The 17,839-nt window shown below is 65.1% G+C and carries 14 protein-coding genes; 6 read left to right on the forward strand and 8 right to left on the reverse strand.

The window, feature by feature from the left end; genetic code table 11:
- The 3 genes from OXK16_15365 to OXK16_15375 form a co-directional block, all read left to right on the forward strand.
- Positions 1-191, forward strand: a 191-nt coding sequence (locus tag OXK16_15365) for a hypothetical protein (GenBank protein MDE0377321.1), incomplete at its 5' end; no start/stop codon positions are given.
- A 40-nt stretch (positions 192-231) separates the two neighbouring features.
- Positions 232-1,113, forward strand: coding sequence for a hypothetical protein (locus OXK16_15370; GenBank protein MDE0377322.1), 882 nt, complete (start codon positions 232-234; stop codon positions 1,111-1,113).
- Positions 1,110-1,370: a hypothetical protein gene (locus OXK16_15375; GenBank protein ID MDE0377323.1), complete on the forward strand. Its 261-nt coding sequence runs from the start codon at positions 1,110-1,112 to the stop codon at positions 1,368-1,370. Before OXK16_15370 ends, OXK16_15375 begins: the two co-directional genes overlap by 4 nt.
- Before the next feature lie 67 nt (positions 1,371-1,437).
- Here the strand turns inward: OXK16_15375 and OXK16_15380 are convergent, their stop codons facing one another.
- A complete protein-coding gene (locus tag OXK16_15380) occupies positions 1,438-1,866 on the reverse strand; it encodes a hypothetical protein (GenBank protein MDE0377324.1) in 429 nt (142 codons plus the stop codon).
- 163 nt (positions 1,867-2,029) lie between these two features.
- Positions 2,030-2,878 (reverse strand): exonuclease domain-containing protein, encoded by an 849-nt coding sequence (locus OXK16_15385; GenBank protein ID MDE0377325.1) that lies wholly within the window; start codon positions 2,876-2,878, stop codon positions 2,030-2,032.
- Between the two features lie 310 nt (positions 2,879-3,188).
- Between OXK16_15385 and OXK16_15390 the strand changes: the two genes are divergently transcribed.
- The gene (locus OXK16_15390) at positions 3,189-3,518 is read left to right on the forward strand and encodes a hypothetical protein (protein ID MDE0377326.1); all 330 of its coding nucleotides are present in this window, start codon (positions 3,189-3,191) and stop codon (positions 3,516-3,518) included.
- A 1,139-nt stretch (positions 3,519-4,657) separates the two neighbouring features.
- Here OXK16_15390 and OXK16_15395 read toward each other — a convergent pair.
- From OXK16_15395 to OXK16_15405, 3 genes are read right to left on the reverse strand one after another with little or no spacing between them, the layout of a single operon-like run.
- Positions 4,658-7,141 carry an FAD-dependent oxidoreductase gene (locus OXK16_15395; GenBank protein ID MDE0377327.1) on the reverse strand — a complete coding sequence of 828 codons (2,484 nt, stop codon included), beginning with the start codon at positions 7,139-7,141 and terminating at the stop codon, positions 4,658-4,660.
- Between the two features lie 12 nt (positions 7,142-7,153).
- A complete protein-coding gene (gene ald / locus OXK16_15400) occupies positions 7,154-8,239 on the reverse strand; it encodes an alanine dehydrogenase (GenBank protein MDE0377328.1) in 1,086 nt (361 codons plus the stop codon).
- 30 nt (positions 8,240-8,269) lie between these two features.
- Positions 8,270-9,598 carry an aminotransferase class III-fold pyridoxal phosphate-dependent enzyme gene (locus tag OXK16_15405; GenBank protein ID MDE0377329.1) on the reverse strand — a complete coding sequence of 443 codons (1,329 nt, stop codon included), beginning with the start codon at positions 9,596-9,598 and terminating at the stop codon, positions 8,270-8,272.
- A gap of 63 nt (positions 9,599-9,661) precedes the next feature.
- Here OXK16_15405 and OXK16_15410 point away from each other — a divergent pair, with 63 nt between their 5' ends.
- Positions 9,662-11,140, forward strand: a complete 1,479-nt coding sequence (locus tag OXK16_15410; GenBank protein ID MDE0377330.1) for a PLP-dependent aminotransferase family protein — start codon at positions 9,662-9,664, stop codon at positions 11,138-11,140.
- Positions 11,141-11,481: 341 nt separating this feature from the next.
- Here the strand turns inward: OXK16_15410 and OXK16_15415 are convergent, their stop codons facing one another.
- Complete coding sequence (locus tag OXK16_15415) at positions 11,482-13,908, reverse strand: FAD-dependent oxidoreductase (protein MDE0377331.1); 2,427 nt, start codon at positions 13,906-13,908, stop codon at positions 11,482-11,484.
- Between the two features lie 164 nt (positions 13,909-14,072).
- On the opposite strand from OXK16_15415, the gene OXK16_15420 reads away from it, so the two are divergent.
- Entirely contained in the window at positions 14,073-14,330 is a 258-nt protein-coding gene (locus OXK16_15420; protein ID MDE0377332.1) for a hypothetical protein, read from the forward strand.
- 10 nt (positions 14,331-14,340) lie between these two features.
- Here OXK16_15420 and OXK16_15425 read toward each other — a convergent pair whose 3' ends face one another.
- On the reverse strand, positions 14,341-16,566 hold the full coding sequence (locus OXK16_15425) for an ATP-binding protein (protein MDE0377333.1): 2,226 nt from the start codon (positions 16,564-16,566) through the stop codon (positions 14,341-14,343).
- A 2-nt stretch (positions 16,567-16,568) separates the two neighbouring features.
- Entirely contained in the window at positions 16,569-17,654 is a 1,086-nt protein-coding gene (locus tag OXK16_15430) for an ABC transporter substrate-binding protein (protein ID MDE0377334.1), read from the reverse strand.
- Positions 17,655-17,839 lie beyond the last annotated feature (185 nt).

Here is a 17,839-nt window from a genome sequence, read left to right on the forward strand (position 1 = left end):
AAGTCTCTCTCTCTCTCTCTCTCTCTCTCTCTCTCTCTCTCTCTCTCTCTCTCTCGGAGAATCAGACGATCTACGTCACCGGGCCGGGAGCGTCCGTCGGCTTCTCAACACTCGTTACGGACAGCCCACCGGACCTGCACCTGCTGTCAGGCGGACAAGCGTTCCCCCGATACACCCACCCGAGCGGATGAATCAGGTGATCAGCATGACCGGACCAGGCTGGAAAGCCCCATTCTCGACGCTGATAAGCGACATCCCAGCGGACATCCAGTTCATGGGCAACGGTCAGGTGTTTTCCCGGTACACGTATCCGAAGGAGCCGAGCCGATGACCGCCGACACCGCCCCGACGCTGGACTTGGGAGACCTGGACCCCACCGGTGACCGGCCCGACGAGTCCGGCCGGGTGGACAACATCACCGACTGGTGCCTCAACCAGTTCCGCAGCCGCTACCAGGATCCTGCCATCACCAAAGACCACATCTGGGCGTACATATACGGGGTGATGCACGCCCCCGACTGGCGAACCAGATACGCGAACGATCTAAGCAAAGGTCTACCCCGCATCCCCTACGCCGACGACTTCTGGCCGTTCGCCGAGGCAGGCCGGGAGCTGATCGACCTACACGTCGGCTACGAAACCTGTGAGCCGTATCCGCATGTGCGAGTGTTGGTAGACGGACAGGCAGGCGACCCAGACCTCGAGGCTTACCGTATCGACAGGCCGATGCGGTGGGCCAGAACCCGCGGCGAAGACGGGAAACTCATCGACGACCTGAGCGTGCTCGTGGTCAACGACCGTTGCCGAATCGAAGACATCCCCCCTGAAGCACACGGGTATGTGGTCAACGGGAAAACCCCGCTCAGCTGGGCCATCGACCGTCTACGGGCAACCCGAGACCAAACGAGCGGGATCACCCGCGACCCGAACCAGTGGCACACCTGGGCAGACCGGCCCTACAACCTGATCGAACACCTATGCAGGCTGATCACCGTGTCCGTCCACACCGTCCGTATCGTCAACGGGCTACCCCCCTCGCTGCCCCCAGACAACCCGCACCCCGCCGGCAACGCCGAGCGCACCGCCCGCCTCGACGCCGAAGCCGACGCATGACCCTCTATCCGTATCCGCCGCCGCTGTGCATCGTATGCGAACGGTTCGAGCCCTACACCGAATCGTGCGCCGCCTACCCGGCCGAAGACGGGGGTATCCCCATCGAGATCCTGGACGGACAGTGGGACCACCGGAAGCCGGCACCCGGCGACCGTGGCATCCGCTTCGACCCTACCGACGGCTACGAAAAGGACTCGGCGGATGCGTGGCTCGCAGACGCTGTCAACCCCGACGCGGAAGCCATTACAACCGAATGAACCAGGGGCCGCCGCCCCAGGGCGGCAGGGACGGCACAAGGAACTGCCCCCAGACTACGCCGCGTGCCTAAACGATGATCCAGTCGCCGTTATCGAAGTCGAACTTCGAGCCTGTGTCACGAGCGAACGGCTCTACATCACATACCTTGTTCCCTCGGGTATTCCAACTGATCTCCCCGCCGTCGCTCGAGCAGATCAACTCCTTCTCGGCCACTGTGTCGGCATTCTCAACGGTCTCAGCCACGATCACGATGTTGTCGTTGACGGTCTGGATGCTGTCGTTGACGAACTCGGCCATGGTCACGATGTTGTCGTTGACAACCACGATGTTGCTGTTGGCAGCGCTCAGGAGATGGGTGACTCGCCACATGTAGAAGGCGGCCATGCCCACGCCCACAAGTATGAGCACGGCCACTACCCGCAGAAACCAGTCGCGCACGATCTTGCGGTGCGCCTCGGCTTTCATCGCGTCTACGTATGTCGGCTTGTCGGTCACGATGTCTCCTCTCTCCGGTTGAGTCTGTCGTCGCGGATGATTGCTCTACCCGTGGCGGGGGTCGGGTAGGTCCTTTGGTTGTTGTGGTTTCGGTCCGTACATAGGGCGCTCTGACGCGCAGGGTGAGATCGCTAGCAGAACTTTTGGCACGCTCCGGCGTCGGCTACCTGATTGCCACAAGTTCTACGAAGTCGTCTTCGGACAAGATGCGTAGGTCGGCACCTTGGGCCATCAACTCTTCCGCTTTGCGGTGTTTGCTGCTCTTGTCGTAGCCGGCCAGGACCGCCTTGTTCTGGAGGCCGACCACAAGCAGCGTAGTGTTCTTCGTGACAGCGTTACGCACATTGCATCCAGCGGCGGCGGCCAGGTCAGCTGCTTCCCTTCGGACCATTCCAAGACGACCCGTGAACACGACCGTTTCTCCATACAAGTTCCCTTCTGGATGCCCCGTCCGTGACACTGACGAAGACGAACCTGAACCCGAACCCGGGTAGATGCTGTGTCGCACTCGTTCCAACCACCCATTGACGGTCAGGCTGCTTGTGGCGCACGCTTGGAGAACAATCTGTGCGGCTGCTCTGGCATCTTCCAAGGCGTCGTGGTGCGCAAACGCGATACCGGGATCGTCAGCAACGTTCTTTAGGCCGTAACCACGGCGGCTGTATTGTTCGGGCCATGCCCGACGAACGATCCGGGCGCTGTCCAGCCATGTCACCGACAACGGTTCTAAGTCGTATCGAGCTGCTGCGCGACCCAACGCGACCCGATCAAAGGGCATGTGACTCACGAGAACCGCGCTGTCCAGGCTCACGCGCAGCCACTCCAATACTGCTGGCATGGTCGGCTGGTTCTTGACATCTTGTGGCGCGATGCCATGGAGCGCGGTATTCCACGGGTCGAACCAGTCCTCGGGATCGACCAGCGTTACGTATTCGTCAGTCATGGCACCGTCCACAACACGGACGACGCCAACCTGGCAGATGCTGGCATAGTCAGCGTTGGCGGTCTCCACGTCAATCGCCCAGAAGTTGATCTCACCCCTGGAACGACCCTCGTTCGCTTTCTTGCACGATTCCGCTGCATTGCCCTCAGCGGACGCGGGACCGTCACCGCCAGGTCCTGTCTCAACCCCCTGTTGGTCGTCCGGTCCTGCCGCGTGGTAGGCGACCCGCTGGCGCTTCTGCTTCCTTCTGAATATCACGGTTTACCTCTGTGTTGGAGCTACCGGGCGGCGGTGGGGTCTGTGAACGGGAGCCGGTCGGGTATCGCCCACTCGGCTGCCTCCAACCCGTCAGGGCTAAACAAGGCACACGCCTAATCCTATGACGGGCGAAGACGGGAAACTCGCCGACGACCTGAGTGTGCTCGTGGTCAACGACCGGTGCCGAATCGAAGGTATCCCCCCGGAAGCGCACGGGTATGTGGTCAACGGGAAAACCCCGCTCGGGTGGGCCATCGACCGTCTACGGGCGACCGGTGACAGAACGAGCGGGATCAGCCGCGATCCGAACTGGTGGTACACCTGGGCAGACCGGCCCTACAACCTGATCGAACACCTATGCAGACTGATCGCCGTGTCCGTCCAAACCGTCCGCATCGTTAACGGGCTACCCAACTCGCTGCCCCCGGATGACCCACACCCCGCTGGCTGAACTGTCGGCGAGGCCGGCTGGGTTGTCAGCCGGTCCGGCACGATTCGCGTGGAGAGTGCTGCCATGGGCGTCATACAGACACGATTATGGCTGATCGGTCTAGCGATCGAATCGCGGGCAGGCCCGCGTCGTTGATGACGTCTTCGCACACGCGGGAAGCCTCCACCGCGGACGATGAATCCGGACTCGGACACCGCTCTGACCTAAGTCCGGAGCGGAGAACTCCGAGGATCTGGACAGACTAGAGACAGGTGACCGGTCTGCTGCTGCCGGCGGATAGGAGGAGGGACCGTTCGAAACGGGGCACAGTAGGAATATCTAGCAGACTATGTAACATCATCATGTTTAAATAGGGGCACTAGCCCTTCGTAGAGTTCGTTCTGGACGGGTTCCACGGTGTCTTGCCACTGCTTGAGGTCCAATCCTAACCCTGCGATAATGATCTGTGCTGTATCTATGAGAAGATCAAGAGCCCTCAGGATAATCTGTGCGCGGCGCTCTGTCCGGTTCGGACTACCTAGTATGGGATCATGATTGTCGAGATAGCTCGTGGTGGCACCGAGTGATTCAATAGATACGTGGACTGGAGATGATTCATGACGAAAGATGATGTATCGATCTGGTCGTGCTAGTGCTTCAAAGATCTGTCTGGCCTTGGGGAGTCCCTTAATTGGCCCACTTTGTCTTTCATATTCGAGGATTCGCCGTTCTCGATTTGTGACGTGTTCACCTAATTCCATCGTGGCTGGTGGTACGTGGTCTGACTGATAGTCAATGGTCTTACGCAAGTGAGTGGTGCTGTCTTTGTATATTCTTCGAGCTCGGTCCATACGGTTGTCTCTATTGTCTGGTTGCATCATCCAAGCAACTCGTGACCATGTCTCGCTTAGTCCACGAATCAATTGACCGGCCTGTTCTGAGTAGAAGGGTTCTTCATCGTTACCGACAAGAATACAGATCGCCTTCACCTGTCGAACGGTGTGGACACAGAATTGAGCTAGAAGGAGTTCATAGTCCGGCCCGACCTTCTCCCTGTGGAGTCCGGATAACATCGCATAGAGTTGTGAAGCAAGATCGGTAAGACGTGCTGCTGACGCTCGCAACGAGATTGGCTCGTCACTTGTCGGTAGCATCCAAACTCATGTCCGGGTCTGGGCCGTGTAGAAGGGTCGGAGTTGGGCGGCGGCGGGGATGCGGGTTCCGGCCAGCTCGATGTCCCAGGACCCGCTCTCGATCCACTCCGGGGTCACGCCCTCCTCGTGGAGTACGTAGCCCATGGCCAGGCAGGCGCCGAAGGTGTGGCCGTACATTCCGGACGTGGTACGGCCGACCAATTGGCCGTCGCGTCGGATCGGCTCGTCGTGGTACGCGATGGCCTCCGGGTCGTCGAGCTTGAACTGGACCAGCCGTTTCGGCAGCGGGGTTGCGGCCCGCTGGGCGAGGAGGGTTTGGCGTCCCAGGAAGCCGCCTTCCTTGTCCCATGCCACCGCGAAGCCCAGCCCGGCCTCCAGCGGGGTGTCCTCGTCGGTGATGTCGTGGCCCCAGTGCCGGTAACCGGATTCCAGGCGAAGGGTGTTCATGGTGTGGTAGCCGGCGGGGTGGATGCCGTGTGCCCTTCCCGCCTCCATGACCGCGTCGAACAGGTCGACCGCCGCTTCGCGGGCGACGTACAGTTCCCATCCCAGTTCGCCCACGTAGCTGACCCGCAGAGCGCGCACCGGTATGCCGGCCACTGTCATCTCCCGTGACCATCCGAACGGGAAGGATGCGTTGTCGAGGGGGGTGTCGGTCAGGGCGCTCAGCAGGGCGCGGGATCGCGGGCCCATGACCCCGATGGTGGGGAGTTCCATCGTGATGTCGACCAGATCGGCGTCGTGGCCCCGCAGGGCTCGGCGCAGGGTGTGGTAGTCACGGTTGGCTGCTGCCGCTGCCGTCACCACCATGAAGTCCTCGGGGCCGGTGCGGGTGACGGTCAGGTCGGCCTCGATACCGCCCCGGTCGTTGAGCCACTGCGTGTAGACGACCTTGCCGATCGGCGTATCCACTTCGGCCCCGCCGATGTGGTTCAGGACGGCCAGCGCGTCCGGTCCCCGTACCTGGAACTTGACAAAGGAGGACTGGTCGTACAGCGCCACGCGCTTGCGGGTTGCCTCGCACTCGGCGGCCGACGCCGGATACCAGTTCTGCTTGCCGTAGGAGTACCGGTACTCGCGTTCCATGTCCCCCGTTGCGAACCAGTTGGGTCGCTCCCAGCCCGCCACCTCTCCGAACACCGCTCCCAGGTCGTCCAAGCGGTCGTGGAGCACGGACCGGAACACGTCGCGGGCCGACTCGAACTGGCGGAACGGCCAATGCATGGCGTACAGCAGCCCGAGGCTCTCCGAGATGCGGTCCTCCAGGTAGGTCTTCTCCCCCTGGAAGGGGAAGGCCCGGCGGAGGTCGACCGCCGACAGGTCCATCGGCGGGCGCTGCTCCGCTATCCAGTCCGCCAGCACCCAGCCCGCCCCTCCCGCCGACTGGATGCCGACCGAGTTGAAGCCGGCGGCCACGTAGAGGCCGTCAACTTCCGGGGACTCACCCAGGTAGTAGACGCCGTCGGGTGTGAAGGCCTCGGGTCCGTTGAGGAAGAGCTGGATGCCGCACTCGGCGAGGGCGGGGATGCGGTGGATGGACCTCTCGAAGATCGGCCCGACGTGGTCCCAGTCCTCGCCGAGGGTGCCGAAGGAGAAGTCCCTGGGAACCTCGTACTTCCAGGTCTTGGCCCTCGGCTCGAAGAAGCCGGCCATCAGCTTGCCGGTCTCCTCCTTGAAGTAGGTGTAGTTGGTCGGGTCGCGCAGGGTCGGCATCCCCGGCAGCATCCCGTCAAGCGGTTCGGTCACCACGTAGAAGTGCTCGCACGGATGGAGCGGCACGTTCACTCCCGCGGATGCCGCCAGCTGGCGGGTCCAGATACCACAGGCTAGGACCACGGTCTCCGCCTCCACGTAGCCTGCCTCGGTCTCGACCCCGACCGCCGCCTCGTTCTCCACCCGCACCCGCTCCACCGCGATTCCCTCGCGGATCGTGACGCCCCGGTCCCTGGCGCCCTTGGCGAGGGCCATCGTGGTGTCGACCGGGCTCGTCTGGCCGTCCCCGGGTATGTAGACCGTGCCCACCAGGTCGTCGATGCGGAGCAGCGGCCACATCTCGCGCGCCCGCTCGGGGTCGATGACCTCCATTTCCACACCGGCCGTTCTGGCCATCGACATGCCGCGCAGGATCTCCTCCCACCGCTCCTCGTCCGAGGCCACCGAGATCGATCCGGTGGTGCGGTAGCCGGTGGACTGCCCGGTCTCGTCCTCCAACTCTTCGAAGAGGCGGGCGGTATACGTCGCCAGTCTCGTCAGGCTGTGGCTGGACTTGAGCTGGCTCACCAGCCCGGCCGCGTGCCAGGTGGTGCCCCCGGTCAGGGTGTTCTGCTCCAGGAGCAGCACGTCGGTGATGCCCCGCCTGGCCAGGTGGTAGGCGATCGCGCACCCGACGATCCCGCCGCCGACCACCACCACCTGGGCCCGGTCGGGAAGGGGTCCGCCGGACGGGCCGCCAGGCGCGGGCGTGACCGTGGAGTGGCCGGGATCCGTCATCGGCCCTCGTGTTCACCCACCGAGCGCGGCCCTTACCGTCTCGTTGGTGATGAAGCCGCCCCTGGTGTTGAGGCCCTCCCCCAGCTCCGGGCGCTGCTCGATGGCGGCGTCGACGCCATGATCGGCCAGCAACCGGACGTAGGGAATGGTGGAGGCGGCCAGGGCGAAGGTGGCGGTGCGGGGCACGGCGCCGGGGATGTTACCGACTGCGTAGTGCACCACCTCGTCGATCATGTAGGTGGGGTCGGAGTGCCTGGTCTCCCGCGAGGTCTCGAAGCAGCCCCCCTGGTCGATGGCGATGTCGACCACCACGGAGCCCGGCTTCATGTCCCGCACGTCCTCGGCGGTCAGCACGCGGGGAGCTCGGGCGCCGGGTAACAGGACCGCGCCGATGACCAGGTCGGCCTCCAGCACCGCTGCCCGGACATCGGCTCGGTTGGCGATCAGGGTTGTCACCGCGCCTCGATACAGATCGTCGATCTCCCGCAGGCGGGCCGGGTTCAGGTCGAAGACCTTGACTCTGGCGCCCATTCCCACCGCCACCCGGAGAGCGTTGGCGCCGGCCATGCCGCCGCCGATCACCACCACTTCGGCGGGCTCGACACCCGGAACACCGCTCAGGAGCACGCCTCGGCCTCCACCCGATCTCTCCAGAAAGCGGGCCCCGACCTGGGTGGCCATCCGCCCTGCTATCTGGGACATCGGCGCCAGCAGGGGCAGGACGCCGCCGGGGAGCTTCACCGTCTCGTACGCCACCGAGGTGGTGTGTGCCCCACACAGCGCCGAGGCGACCTCCGGATAGGCGGCCAGGTGGAGGAAGGTGAACAGGATCTGGTCGTTGGACAGGTAAGCGAGTTCCTCCTCCTGCGGCTCCTTGACCTTCACGATCAACTCGGCCCCGGACCAGACATCGGTAGCGGCGTCGACGATGGAGGCGCCCGCTCGGGCGTAATCGTCATCGGAGATGTACGACCCCAGGCCGGCGCCCTCCTGCACCAGCACTTGATGACCCGACCCGGTCAGGGCTTCGACGCCGGCCGGCGTGAGGGCTACGCGGTGCTCATCCGGCTTGGTCTCGGTGGGTATCCCGATCCTCACGCGATCCCTCCACGGACGTTTACGGACTCGTTAGATGGTGGCGGCGAGCTGGACCAGGACCTGCGACACGCCGGCGATCATCTCGTCCAGCTCGGTGGTGGTGGCCACCAGCGGGGGAGAGAGCATGATCTTGGCGCCGCCCCGGTCGTCGACCCGGAGGTGCAGGCCGGCTTCAAGGGCCAACTTGGGGAGAGCCTCGTACACGGCCCGCTTTGTCTCCTCTTCGGAGTAATCCCGTCCTTCCTTGCGGCTATGCCCGAGAGCAAGCGCGTAAAGGTAGCCGGTACCCCGGACATCCAACACCTGGTCGTGGGCCTCCGCGAGGTCGTGGAGGCGCGCTTCGAACAGCGGCGCATTGCGGGCGACGTTCTCGATCACCCTCTCTTCCCGCATGGCGGTGATGTTGGCGACGGCGGCAGCCATGACCACCGGATGGCCTCCCCAGGTGGCGCCGTGCAGGAAGCTCCCGGCGGTCGAGTCCAGTACCTTGTCGACCAGCGGCCGGCGGACCAGGACGCCGCCGATCGGCGCGTAGCCCGAGGTGGCGCCCTTGGCGAAGGTGATCATGTCGGGCTCTGCGTCCACGACCTCCGATCCGAACCAGGCGCCGAGCCGTCCGAACCCGCAGATCACCTCGTCGGCGACCAGCAGCACCCCGTAACGGTCGCAGATGCGGCGTAACTCCCTCCAGTAACCGGCCGGAGGGACCAGGGCACCGCCTCCGTTCTGGACCGGTTCGGCGATGACCATGCCCACCTGATCCGCTCCCCGGCGCAGGATTTCCTCCTCGACCACTCGGGCGGCTTCCACCCCGTCCGAATAGCCGAGGGTGTTGGGCACGTGGGTGAAGCCCGGCAGGAGGGGCAGGAAGGGCTCCCTGACCGGTTTCAGACCGGTGGCCGAGAGTGCGCCCATGCTGGTGCCGTGATACGAGTCGATCCGCGAGATGACGCCGGTCTTGGTAGGCCGGCCGGCGGCCTGTTGGTACTGGCGGGCGAACTTGATGGCTGATTCGTTGGCCTCGGAGCCCGAGCTGACGAAGAAGACCGCGTCGAGGTCACCCGGCGCCAGGTCGGTTATCAACAAGGCGGCCTCGAGCGTGACAGGTGTGGTGGCCGACCAGGAGGGGAAGAAGGCAAGCTGCTCGGCCTGCTCGCTCATCGCCTTCGCTATGTCAGTCCTCCCGTGCCCTATCTGGACGACGAACAGCCCGGCCAGCGTATCCAGGTACCTGTTGCCGGCGTGATCCCAGAGGTAACAGCCCTCACCGCGGGCGAACACGGGGGCGGCGCCGGAGCGCCAGTACTTGGCGCTGGTGAAGTGCGGCAGGAGGTGGCTGAGATCAGGCGAGCTAGTCATGTCCCAAGTCTACCCGTCCGCCGGGCCTGGGTAGAGTGAGAAAGCCGATTGTCGGGGCGGTTGATGATGACGTCTGAGCAGCATTACGCGACGGTGGCCCGCCTGTCCGACTCCCTGAGCGACGAGACGGATAAGCCGCGCTATCGCCGTCTCAAGGACGGGCTGACCAGGGCGATCGAGCAGGGGGAGCTCCATGGGGGTGAGATGCTCCCCTCGTCCCGGGTCCTGGCGGACCACCTGGACGTCTCCCGCAACACCGTGAACCGGGCCTACCGGGAGTTGGCCGTGGAGGGGTTCGTCGAGCCGATCGAACGGGTCGGTTATGTGGTGAACGAGGGGCTCGGTGACGGCGCGGCCGGTGGGCCGGAGAGGGATGGATCATCCACTCCGCCCCGGGTCCGTTGGGATGAGAGGTTGGGCGCCCCGGCCGAAGGCGATGCCGAACGGACCCGGCCGGCCGATTGGCGCTCCTACCCGTATCCGTTCGTGGTGGGTCCCGGTCCGGAGGGGTTCCCGATCGGTTCGTGGACCAAGGCCATGCGCACGGCGCTGCGCGAGGAACACCGAGGCACCAGCCTCCACAACCTGGACGACCAGGATGACCCGCTCCTCGTAGAGCAGATCCGGCACATCATCCTTCCCGGTAGGGGCATCCAGGCCACGCCGGACCAGATTCTGGTGACGCTGGGAACCCAGCACGGGCTCCATCTGGTCGCGGAGGCACTGATCGGAGCCGGATCCACGGTGGGCATCGAGGATCCCGGCTATCCCGACGCCCGGAGGATGTTCCTCAAGCAGGAGGCGAAGCTGGTGCCGTTGCCGGTCGACGCCTTCGGCGTGACCGCTCCGCATGGTCTGTCGGGGCTGGACATGGTGTTCGTCACCCCGGGCCGCCAATTCCCTACCAACGTGACGATGACGATCGGCCGTCGGCGAAAGCTGCTGGCCCAGGCTGCCCGGGACGGCGCGCTGATCGTGGAGGACGACTACGACTCGGAGTACTGCTACTCCCGACGGCCCCCGCCGGCCCTCAAAGCCCTGGACACGACGGGGCGGGTCGTCTACGTCGGGAGTTTCTCCAAGTTCCTGGCCCCCGGGCTGAGACTCGGATTCGTGGTGGCCGATCCCGTCCTGATCGACCATCTGCGCCGGCTGCGACATCACATGCTCAGGCACCCTCCGGGGATCATCCAGCGCACCACCGCCCTGATGATGGAGGTCGGCGATTACGGGAGGGTGATCAGAAGGCACCGCCGGGTGCTCAGGTCCAAGTGGCAGGCCATCAACGAGGCGGTGGACGACCTCTTTCCGTGGCCGGTTCGGGGCACCGACGGCGGGATGAGCCTGTGGGTGGCCGGACCGGAGGATCTGGACGCAGCCGCCCTCGCCGATCGGGCCCTGGATGACGGGGTGGTGATCGAACCGGGCCGATCCTGCTTCCTGGGCCCGGACCGTCCTGCTCGCTACTTCCAACTCGGGTTCGCCGCCATCGATCGGGAGGCGATTCGCCCGGGAATAGAGCGTCTGGCCCGGTTCCTCTGAGGTAGATGGGCGTATCCCGCCGAACCGCCGCCGGCCCGACCTCCAACTCGGTGGGTGGTGGCTGTCGCACCCACGGGTATAGCCGGGTGGCGATGCTTAGGATAAACTATCGAATGGTAGGGGCGACAACCGAAGTCATCGCCCGCCACCACAACTTGGCGGGTATTGCCTGTTGGTACAGGACCGGGCTTCACACACTCGGAGCCGAGGAGAGACACCTCCTGGCTGCGGTTCGACTCCGCTGCCCGCCGCCGTTTCCCGCAGCCTTGCGAACAAGTGTAGCACATACTCTGTCATTGAAAGTATCCGCCAACGGGTATTTATCTTGGTTTGAGACGGGGCTAGCTACGCATCCGGACCCCTTGCGGATCGAACAGGGGAGCGGGCTGCAGGGTGGCCTTGCGCCGTTTCCCGAGGATCTCGATCTCGAAGCGCTGCCCGGGTTCGGCCAACTCGGACGGTACGTACCCGAGGGCGACCGAGCAGCCCACCGTGTGGGCGTAGCCCCCCGATGTCACCCAGCCCACCACCTCGCCGCCATGCCAGACCGGCTCGTCACCCACTGCGTCGGCATCGGCCGCGTCGACGACCATCGTGACCAACCGCCGCTCCGGACCTCTCTCCCGCTCCCGCCGGGCGGCCTCATCCCCTACGAATTCTCCCTTGTCGAGGGCTACGAACCGTGACAGGCCCGCTTCCGCCGGGCCGTAGACCGGCCGGTACTCCCGGGCCCAGGAACCGAATCCCTTCTCCAGCCTTAACGAGTCGAGGGCCCGGAGACCGAAGTCACGGATCCCGTGTTCCCGTCCGGCGTCGAGCAGCACCTCGTACAGGGCCACGAGGTGCTCCGGCCCCACCCAGATCTCGTATCCGAGGTCTCCGGTGTAGGTGAGCCTGCCGACCAGCGCCGGGACCATCCCGAGGTCCATGGCCTTGATGTCCATGAAGCGGAGGACGTCGGGGCCGACGTCCTGGTCCGCGACCGCCGCCAGCACGTGGCGCGAGGCCGGGCCGGCGATCGACAGTCCGACCATCGTCCGTCCGAGCGGCGCGACCTCTACCCGGCAGTCGGGGGGAATCCGGGAGAGGAACCAGCGCATGTGGTAGTCCTCGGCGGGACCCGAGCCGAACACGATGTAGTGGTTCCCGAGGTTGGCAACGGTGAAGTCGCCGATCAGCTTGCCCTGGTGGTTCAGCATCGGGCTGAGGGTGATGCGGCCGGGCGGCGGGACGTTGTTGGCGAGGATCCGGTCGAGCCATGACACGGCATCCCGACCCTTGACCCGGTACTTGGCAAACCCCGAAATCTCGATCATGCCCACCCCGCCACGGACCGCGGCGCACTCCGCGGCGACCACCGGGAAGGCGTTGGAACGACGGAACGTAACCTCCTCGACGGGCTCCCTACCGCGATCCTGGAACCACAGAGGCACTTCGAGTCCGAACGCGGCGCCCCACACGGCACTTGCCTGCGTGTACCGGTCGTAGAGAGGGGTGGTGTGGAGCGGCCGGGCTGCGGGCAGTTCCTCGTTCGGGAAGGTGATCTTGAACCGCCTCGAGTAGTTCTCGCGCACCTTGGCGTTCGTGTACTCGATGGTGGCCCAGTCGCCGAAGCGGGCGGCGTCCATCGCCCACACGTCGAGCCCGGGATCCCCCTCTGCCATCCAGTTGGCCAGGGCCAGGCCTACTCCGCCGGCCTGGCAGAAGCCTGCCATGACCCCCACCGCCAGCCAGAGGTTGCGTATCCCCTTGACCGGACCGATACACGGGTTGCCGTCGGGGGAGAAGACGAACGGACCGTGCACGATGTTCCGTATTCCGGCGTCGGCCAGGGCGGGGTAGTGGGTGAATCCCGCTTCGAGCTCGGGGGCGATCCGATCGATCTCCGGTGGTAACAACTCGCTTCCGAAGCTCCACGGCGTTGCCCGGGGGGACCACGGCTTGTGATCCTGTTCGTAGGTGCCCAACAGGATGCCGCCGGACTCCTCCCTCATGTAGATCTCACCGCCGAAGTCGACCACGGTGGGCAGCTCCTTCCCCGTGGCCTCGCGGTGCTCGGCGACTGCGGGCACGGGTTCGGTGACGATGTACTGGTGGGCCATGGCCAGCAGCGGCAGTTCCAGGCCGACCATCCGCCCTACTTCGCGACCCCAGAGCCCGCCCGCGTTGACCACGTGCTCGGTGTGGATGTCTCCCCGGCTGGTACGGACGTCCCAGGTGCCGTCCGCACGCTGCGATAGGGCTTCGACCATCGTGTTGCGAACCACGGTGGCGCCGCCCACCTCCGCGGCCCCGGCGTAGGCCCGCACGACCCCCGACGGGTCCACATGGCCCTCGTGCCGGTCCCACATGGCTCCCACGAAGAGCGCCGGGTCCATCAGCGGGAAGATCTCGGCCGCTTCCCGGACGGAGATGAGCTCGGTCTCCATCCCCAGGTACCGGCCCCTGGCGTGCACCGTCCTCAGCCAGTCCATCCACGCGGGGGAGTCGGCCAGCTGCAGACCGCCGGTCAAGTGGAGACCGCAGTCCTGCCCGGAAATCCTCTCGACCTCGGGATACAGCTCGACGGTGTACCGCTGGAGGGCGGCTAGGTCGACGCTCCCGTTGTGCGTGTGTATGCCTCCTGCCGCATGCCATGACGATCCGGCGGCCAGCTCGAGACGCTCGACCAGCATCACGTCGGTCCAGCCCGCCTTGGTGAGGTGGTAGAGGACGGAGCAGCCGACCACGCCGCCGCCGATCACCACGGCCTGAGCCTCCGACTTCAACGTGGGGTCACCTTGATGGGGAGGTCGACGTTCATGCAGGAGGCGACTTCCTGGGCAGACCCGGGAAGGCTGGACAGACCACTAGAGTCGGGATTGCGGGCGGGCTGCGGTAACGTGGCCGGTCCCGTCTGGGTTGCCTGTTCTTGCGGGGTCGAGAGGTGAAGATGGCGGATCACAGTTCGGATCAGGTTCGGGAAGGCGACGGATCGCACGATGCCGGTAGCGATCTGGCCTTCGGTATGGCCATCATGAAGGGCTCCATCGTCGGTCTACCCCTGATGATCGTCTTCATGACCGTCGCCGTCTGGTTGATGACCGGTCAGAGCTGGCAGACCTCGGTGGCTACCGCCTTGCTGCCGGGTGTCCTGTTCGGCGTTTTCGGCGGCGGTTTTCTCGGCATGATCCGGGCGATGGACCACTGAACGAGGGCTCTCACCCGTCCTCGTAGTCGTCATCCTCGTCGTCATCGTCATCCTCGTCGATCAACCGGTCCGCGTACGCCTGATCGGCTTCGGACGCTCCCTCGGGCCGTCTGAGTGGTAGGTCGACCGTCATCTGCGTGAACTCTCCCTCCTCCGACTCGACCGAGATGGCTCCGCCGTGCGTCCGGACGATGTCGCTCGAGAGCGCCAGACCCAGGCCGGTGCCCTTGTCGGTGGGCTTGGTGGTGAAGAAGGGATTGAAGATCTTGTCGATCACGTCCTCAGGGATGCCGTCCCCGTTGTCGCGGATGATGACCTGAGCCCGGTCGCCGACCCGTTTGGTCTTCAGCCAGACGGTGGGCATGTAGGGCGTGCCGTCGCGGGGCGTCTCCTGGATCGACACCCGCTTGAAGTCGACGGCCTGGCAGGAGTTGCCGACCATGTTGAGGAACACCCGGCCCAAGTCCTGCGGGATGGCCTCCATGTCGCCCACGTCGGGATCGAAGTCGCGCTCGATGGTCAGCTGGAAGTCGGGATCCACAGCCCGGGCGCTGTGGTAGGCCAGTTGGGCGTGCTCGTTGAAGACGGTGTTGAGATCGACGGTCTGCCACTCGCCACCACCCCGGCCCATCATCAGCATGTCCTGCACGATCCGGTTGGCCCGCTCGCTGTGCCGGCGGATCCGTTCGAGGTTGTCGGTCAGGTCCTCGACGATCTCGGCTATCTCGTCCTCGTCCAGGTCGTCCTCCTCGAGGATCTCCTCGAGTTCCTCCAGCAGTTCCTCGGAAGCCTCCGAGAAGTTCTTCACGAAGTTCAGCGGGTTGCGGATCTCGTGGGCCACCCCGGCGGTGACCTCACCGAGCGCCGCCAGCTTCTCCTGCATCACGATCTGGTCCTGGGCCCGCTCCAGCTCGGAGAGGACCTCCTCCAACTGGCTGTTCTTCTCGACCAGCTCGGCGGCCATCTTCTCGACCAGGTTCAGGCGCTGAACCTCGAGCGCGTGGCGGCGGAAGACCTCCAGGGCGGCGGCCATGTCGGCCACCTCGTCCCGGCCCTTGATGTTGACCTCGCCTTCGAGGTCCCCGTCGGCCATCTGCCGCATGCGAGCCGACAGTATGTGGATCCGGCGGAGCAGGACCCGGCCGACGAAGCCGTAGCTGATGGCGAAGGCTGCGAGCACGCCGAGGATGCTGATCGTCACCAGCAGGGCGCGGCCGGTGTTGATGGCGTTGTCGGATGCCTGGTTGGCCGCGTCGGCCGCCTGGTTTGCGGACGTGACCAGGCCATCGACCTCCGTCGTCAACTGTGCGGCCAATTCGGTCGTGTGGAGCAACAGGGCGTCCTGGCTCTCCTCCAGCCTGAGCTTCTCGATCAGGAGGTCGAAGCCGTCCCCCTGGGTCGTAGCCGTACTGAGCAGCTGATCGAAGAGGGGGGTGAGCGAGGCATGCAGATCGGTTCCCTCAATGGCGCCCAGGCTGATCGCCAGGCGCCCGGAGGTGGATTCGAAGCTCTCCTGGAGGGGTTCGATGTAGGCCGCGTCCGAGACGCTCAGGCCGCTGGATAGCAGCTGGGTCGCCAGCGTGGCCTCCGACTTGAGCGACGCGAGGTGGCGGTAGCGGTTGAACTCGGTCTCCGACAGGTAGAGGGTCCGGCTGACCGGCGGCTCGCCCAGATCGCGAAACCCGGTCAGCTGGTAGAACAACTGGTCGTCGATGGCGGGGACGATTATGTCGTCGAGCCGGGAGCGCAGGTCGATTATCAGCAACCTCAACGCCTCGGCTCGCTGGACGAGGGCGTGACGCTGGGAGAGCTGTCCCTGGATCCGGTCGATGTTGAACAGCAACTGGAAGAAGACCGCCTGCGCATTGGGGATGTAGGTCTGGATATGGTCTTCGGTTCTCGCCAGCCTTTGCAGTAGGAGGATCTGATCCTCGAAGCCCTGCTGGGCCTGGCGGATCTCCTCGGATATGGCGTCGACCTCGGTCGGCTGGGCGGCTACCAGCCTGGGAGCTGCCGCGGCGAGGGTCCGGCTGTACTCAGCCATCCGGAACGCCGCCTCCATCTCGGGCAGGCTCTCGCTCTCCACCCTGGCCTGGGCGGCGCCGACCCGGTTGAACGAGACCCAACCGACGAAGCTGGCCGCAATGGTCAGAGCGACGACGGCTCCGATCCCGATGTACATCTGGGTGGATATGAGGGTGCGGAGCGCCCAGAGACGACCGAGCCAGTTCGCCACGGCTACATCCTCTTGATCTCTTGGGCCGGTTCGTACTCGCCTTCGCTGTTGATGAAGGTGAGGAAGACGCGGTCCGAGCCCTGGTTGTCACCTGCGCCGAAGTTGAGGGGGAACCCGTCGATGTCCATGGCGCCGCCGTTCAGGATGCTGTCCAGGAAACAGGCGCGCGTCGGCTCGGGTCCGCATGCCTCCAGGCCGAAGATGGCCAGCCGTCCCGACAGGTAGCCCTCCAGGGAAACGAAGCTGGGCGAGGCATCCGGGGCGTAGGCCGCCAGGGCGTCTATGTATGAGGCCACGACCGGTATGGACGTATCCGTGGGGAACGGGACCACCTGGGTGACGAACACGCCCTGGCCGTCCGGGCCTAGCTCTCTCGCCAGGGCGTTGCTTCCCACGAAGGAGATGGTGATGAAGATGGGATCGAAGCCGATGTGTCTGGACCAGGCGATCAGGGCCGCCACAGGCTGGTAGGCGCCGACCACGATGACCGCGTCGGGGTTGCCCAGGGTGAGGTCGATGAGGCCGGTCTTGATGGCCGTCGTGTTGCGAGGGTAGATCCCCACCGACACGGGCTGCATGTCGCGGCGCTCTAGTGCGGCCTGGGCGCCCTGCAGTCCGGTCCGGCCGAACGAGTCGTCCTGGTACATGATCGCTATGCGATCGATCTCCAGGTCCTGGGTGAGGCGGGCCACCATCTCCTCGGTCTCCTGGGCGTAGGACGCCCTGAGGTTGACGATATTGGTCCAACTCTCGGACCGGAGGAAAGCAGCTCCGGTGAAGGGCGCTACGAAGGGGACATCCGCTTCGGCTGCCACCGGCGTGGCTGATCGTGATGTCGGGGTTCCCACCTCGCCTATCAGGGCGAATACCTGCTCGTCCTCGATGAGCTGGAGGGTGTTGGCGATGGCCAGTTCCGGTTCGTACGTGTCGTCGAGGCTGATCAGTTCGAGGCGGCGACCAGCCACCCCGCCGTTCGCGTTCACCTCGTGGAAGGCGGCGTTGATCCCCAGGCTCATCTCCAGCCCCAGTTCCTGGGCCGGGCCGCTGAGGGCAGCCGACTGGCCGAACAGGACCCGCTGGTCGTCCACACCCGGGGTGGTATGGCCCGAGGCGGCCGTGGTTGCGGAGGAGGTGGTGGTGGGATCGGTGTCTTGGGGGCCTTCGCCTGCCGGCTGCGACCCGCAAGCGGCCACTGCTAGGACGAGAATGCCTGAACCGATAGCCCGAAGAGTCCGTGACCAGCGGCTCCGGTCCCCTAACCGGTCGGAACGCC

The organism is bacterium (assembly GCA_028821235.1).
Lineage (GTDB): Bacteria > Actinomycetota > Acidimicrobiia > Spongiisociales > Spongiisociaceae > Spongiisocius.

Excerpts from the sequence above, each read along its gene's own strand:
- OXK16_15410 (MDE0377330.1), top strand. The coding sequence starts at position 9,662 with ATGATGACGTCTGAGCAGCATTACGCGACGGTGGCCCGCCTGTCCGAC.
- OXK16_15390 (MDE0377326.1), top strand. The coding sequence starts at position 3,189 with ATGACGGGCGAAGACGGGAAACTCGCCGACGACCTGAGTGTGCTCGTG.
- OXK16_15405 (MDE0377329.1), bottom strand. The coding sequence starts at position 9,598 with ATGACTAGCTCGCCTGATCTCAGCCACCTCCTGCCGCACTTCACCAGC.
- OXK16_15395 (MDE0377327.1), bottom strand. The coding sequence starts at position 7,141 with ATGACGGATCCCGGCCACTCCACGGTCACGCCCGCGCCTGGCGGCCCG.
- OXK16_15420 (MDE0377332.1), top strand. The coding sequence starts at position 14,073 with ATGGCGGATCACAGTTCGGATCAGGTTCGGGAAGGCGACGGATCGCAC.
- OXK16_15375 (MDE0377323.1), top strand. The coding sequence starts at position 1,110 with ATGACCCTCTATCCGTATCCGCCGCCGCTGTGCATCGTATGCGAACGG.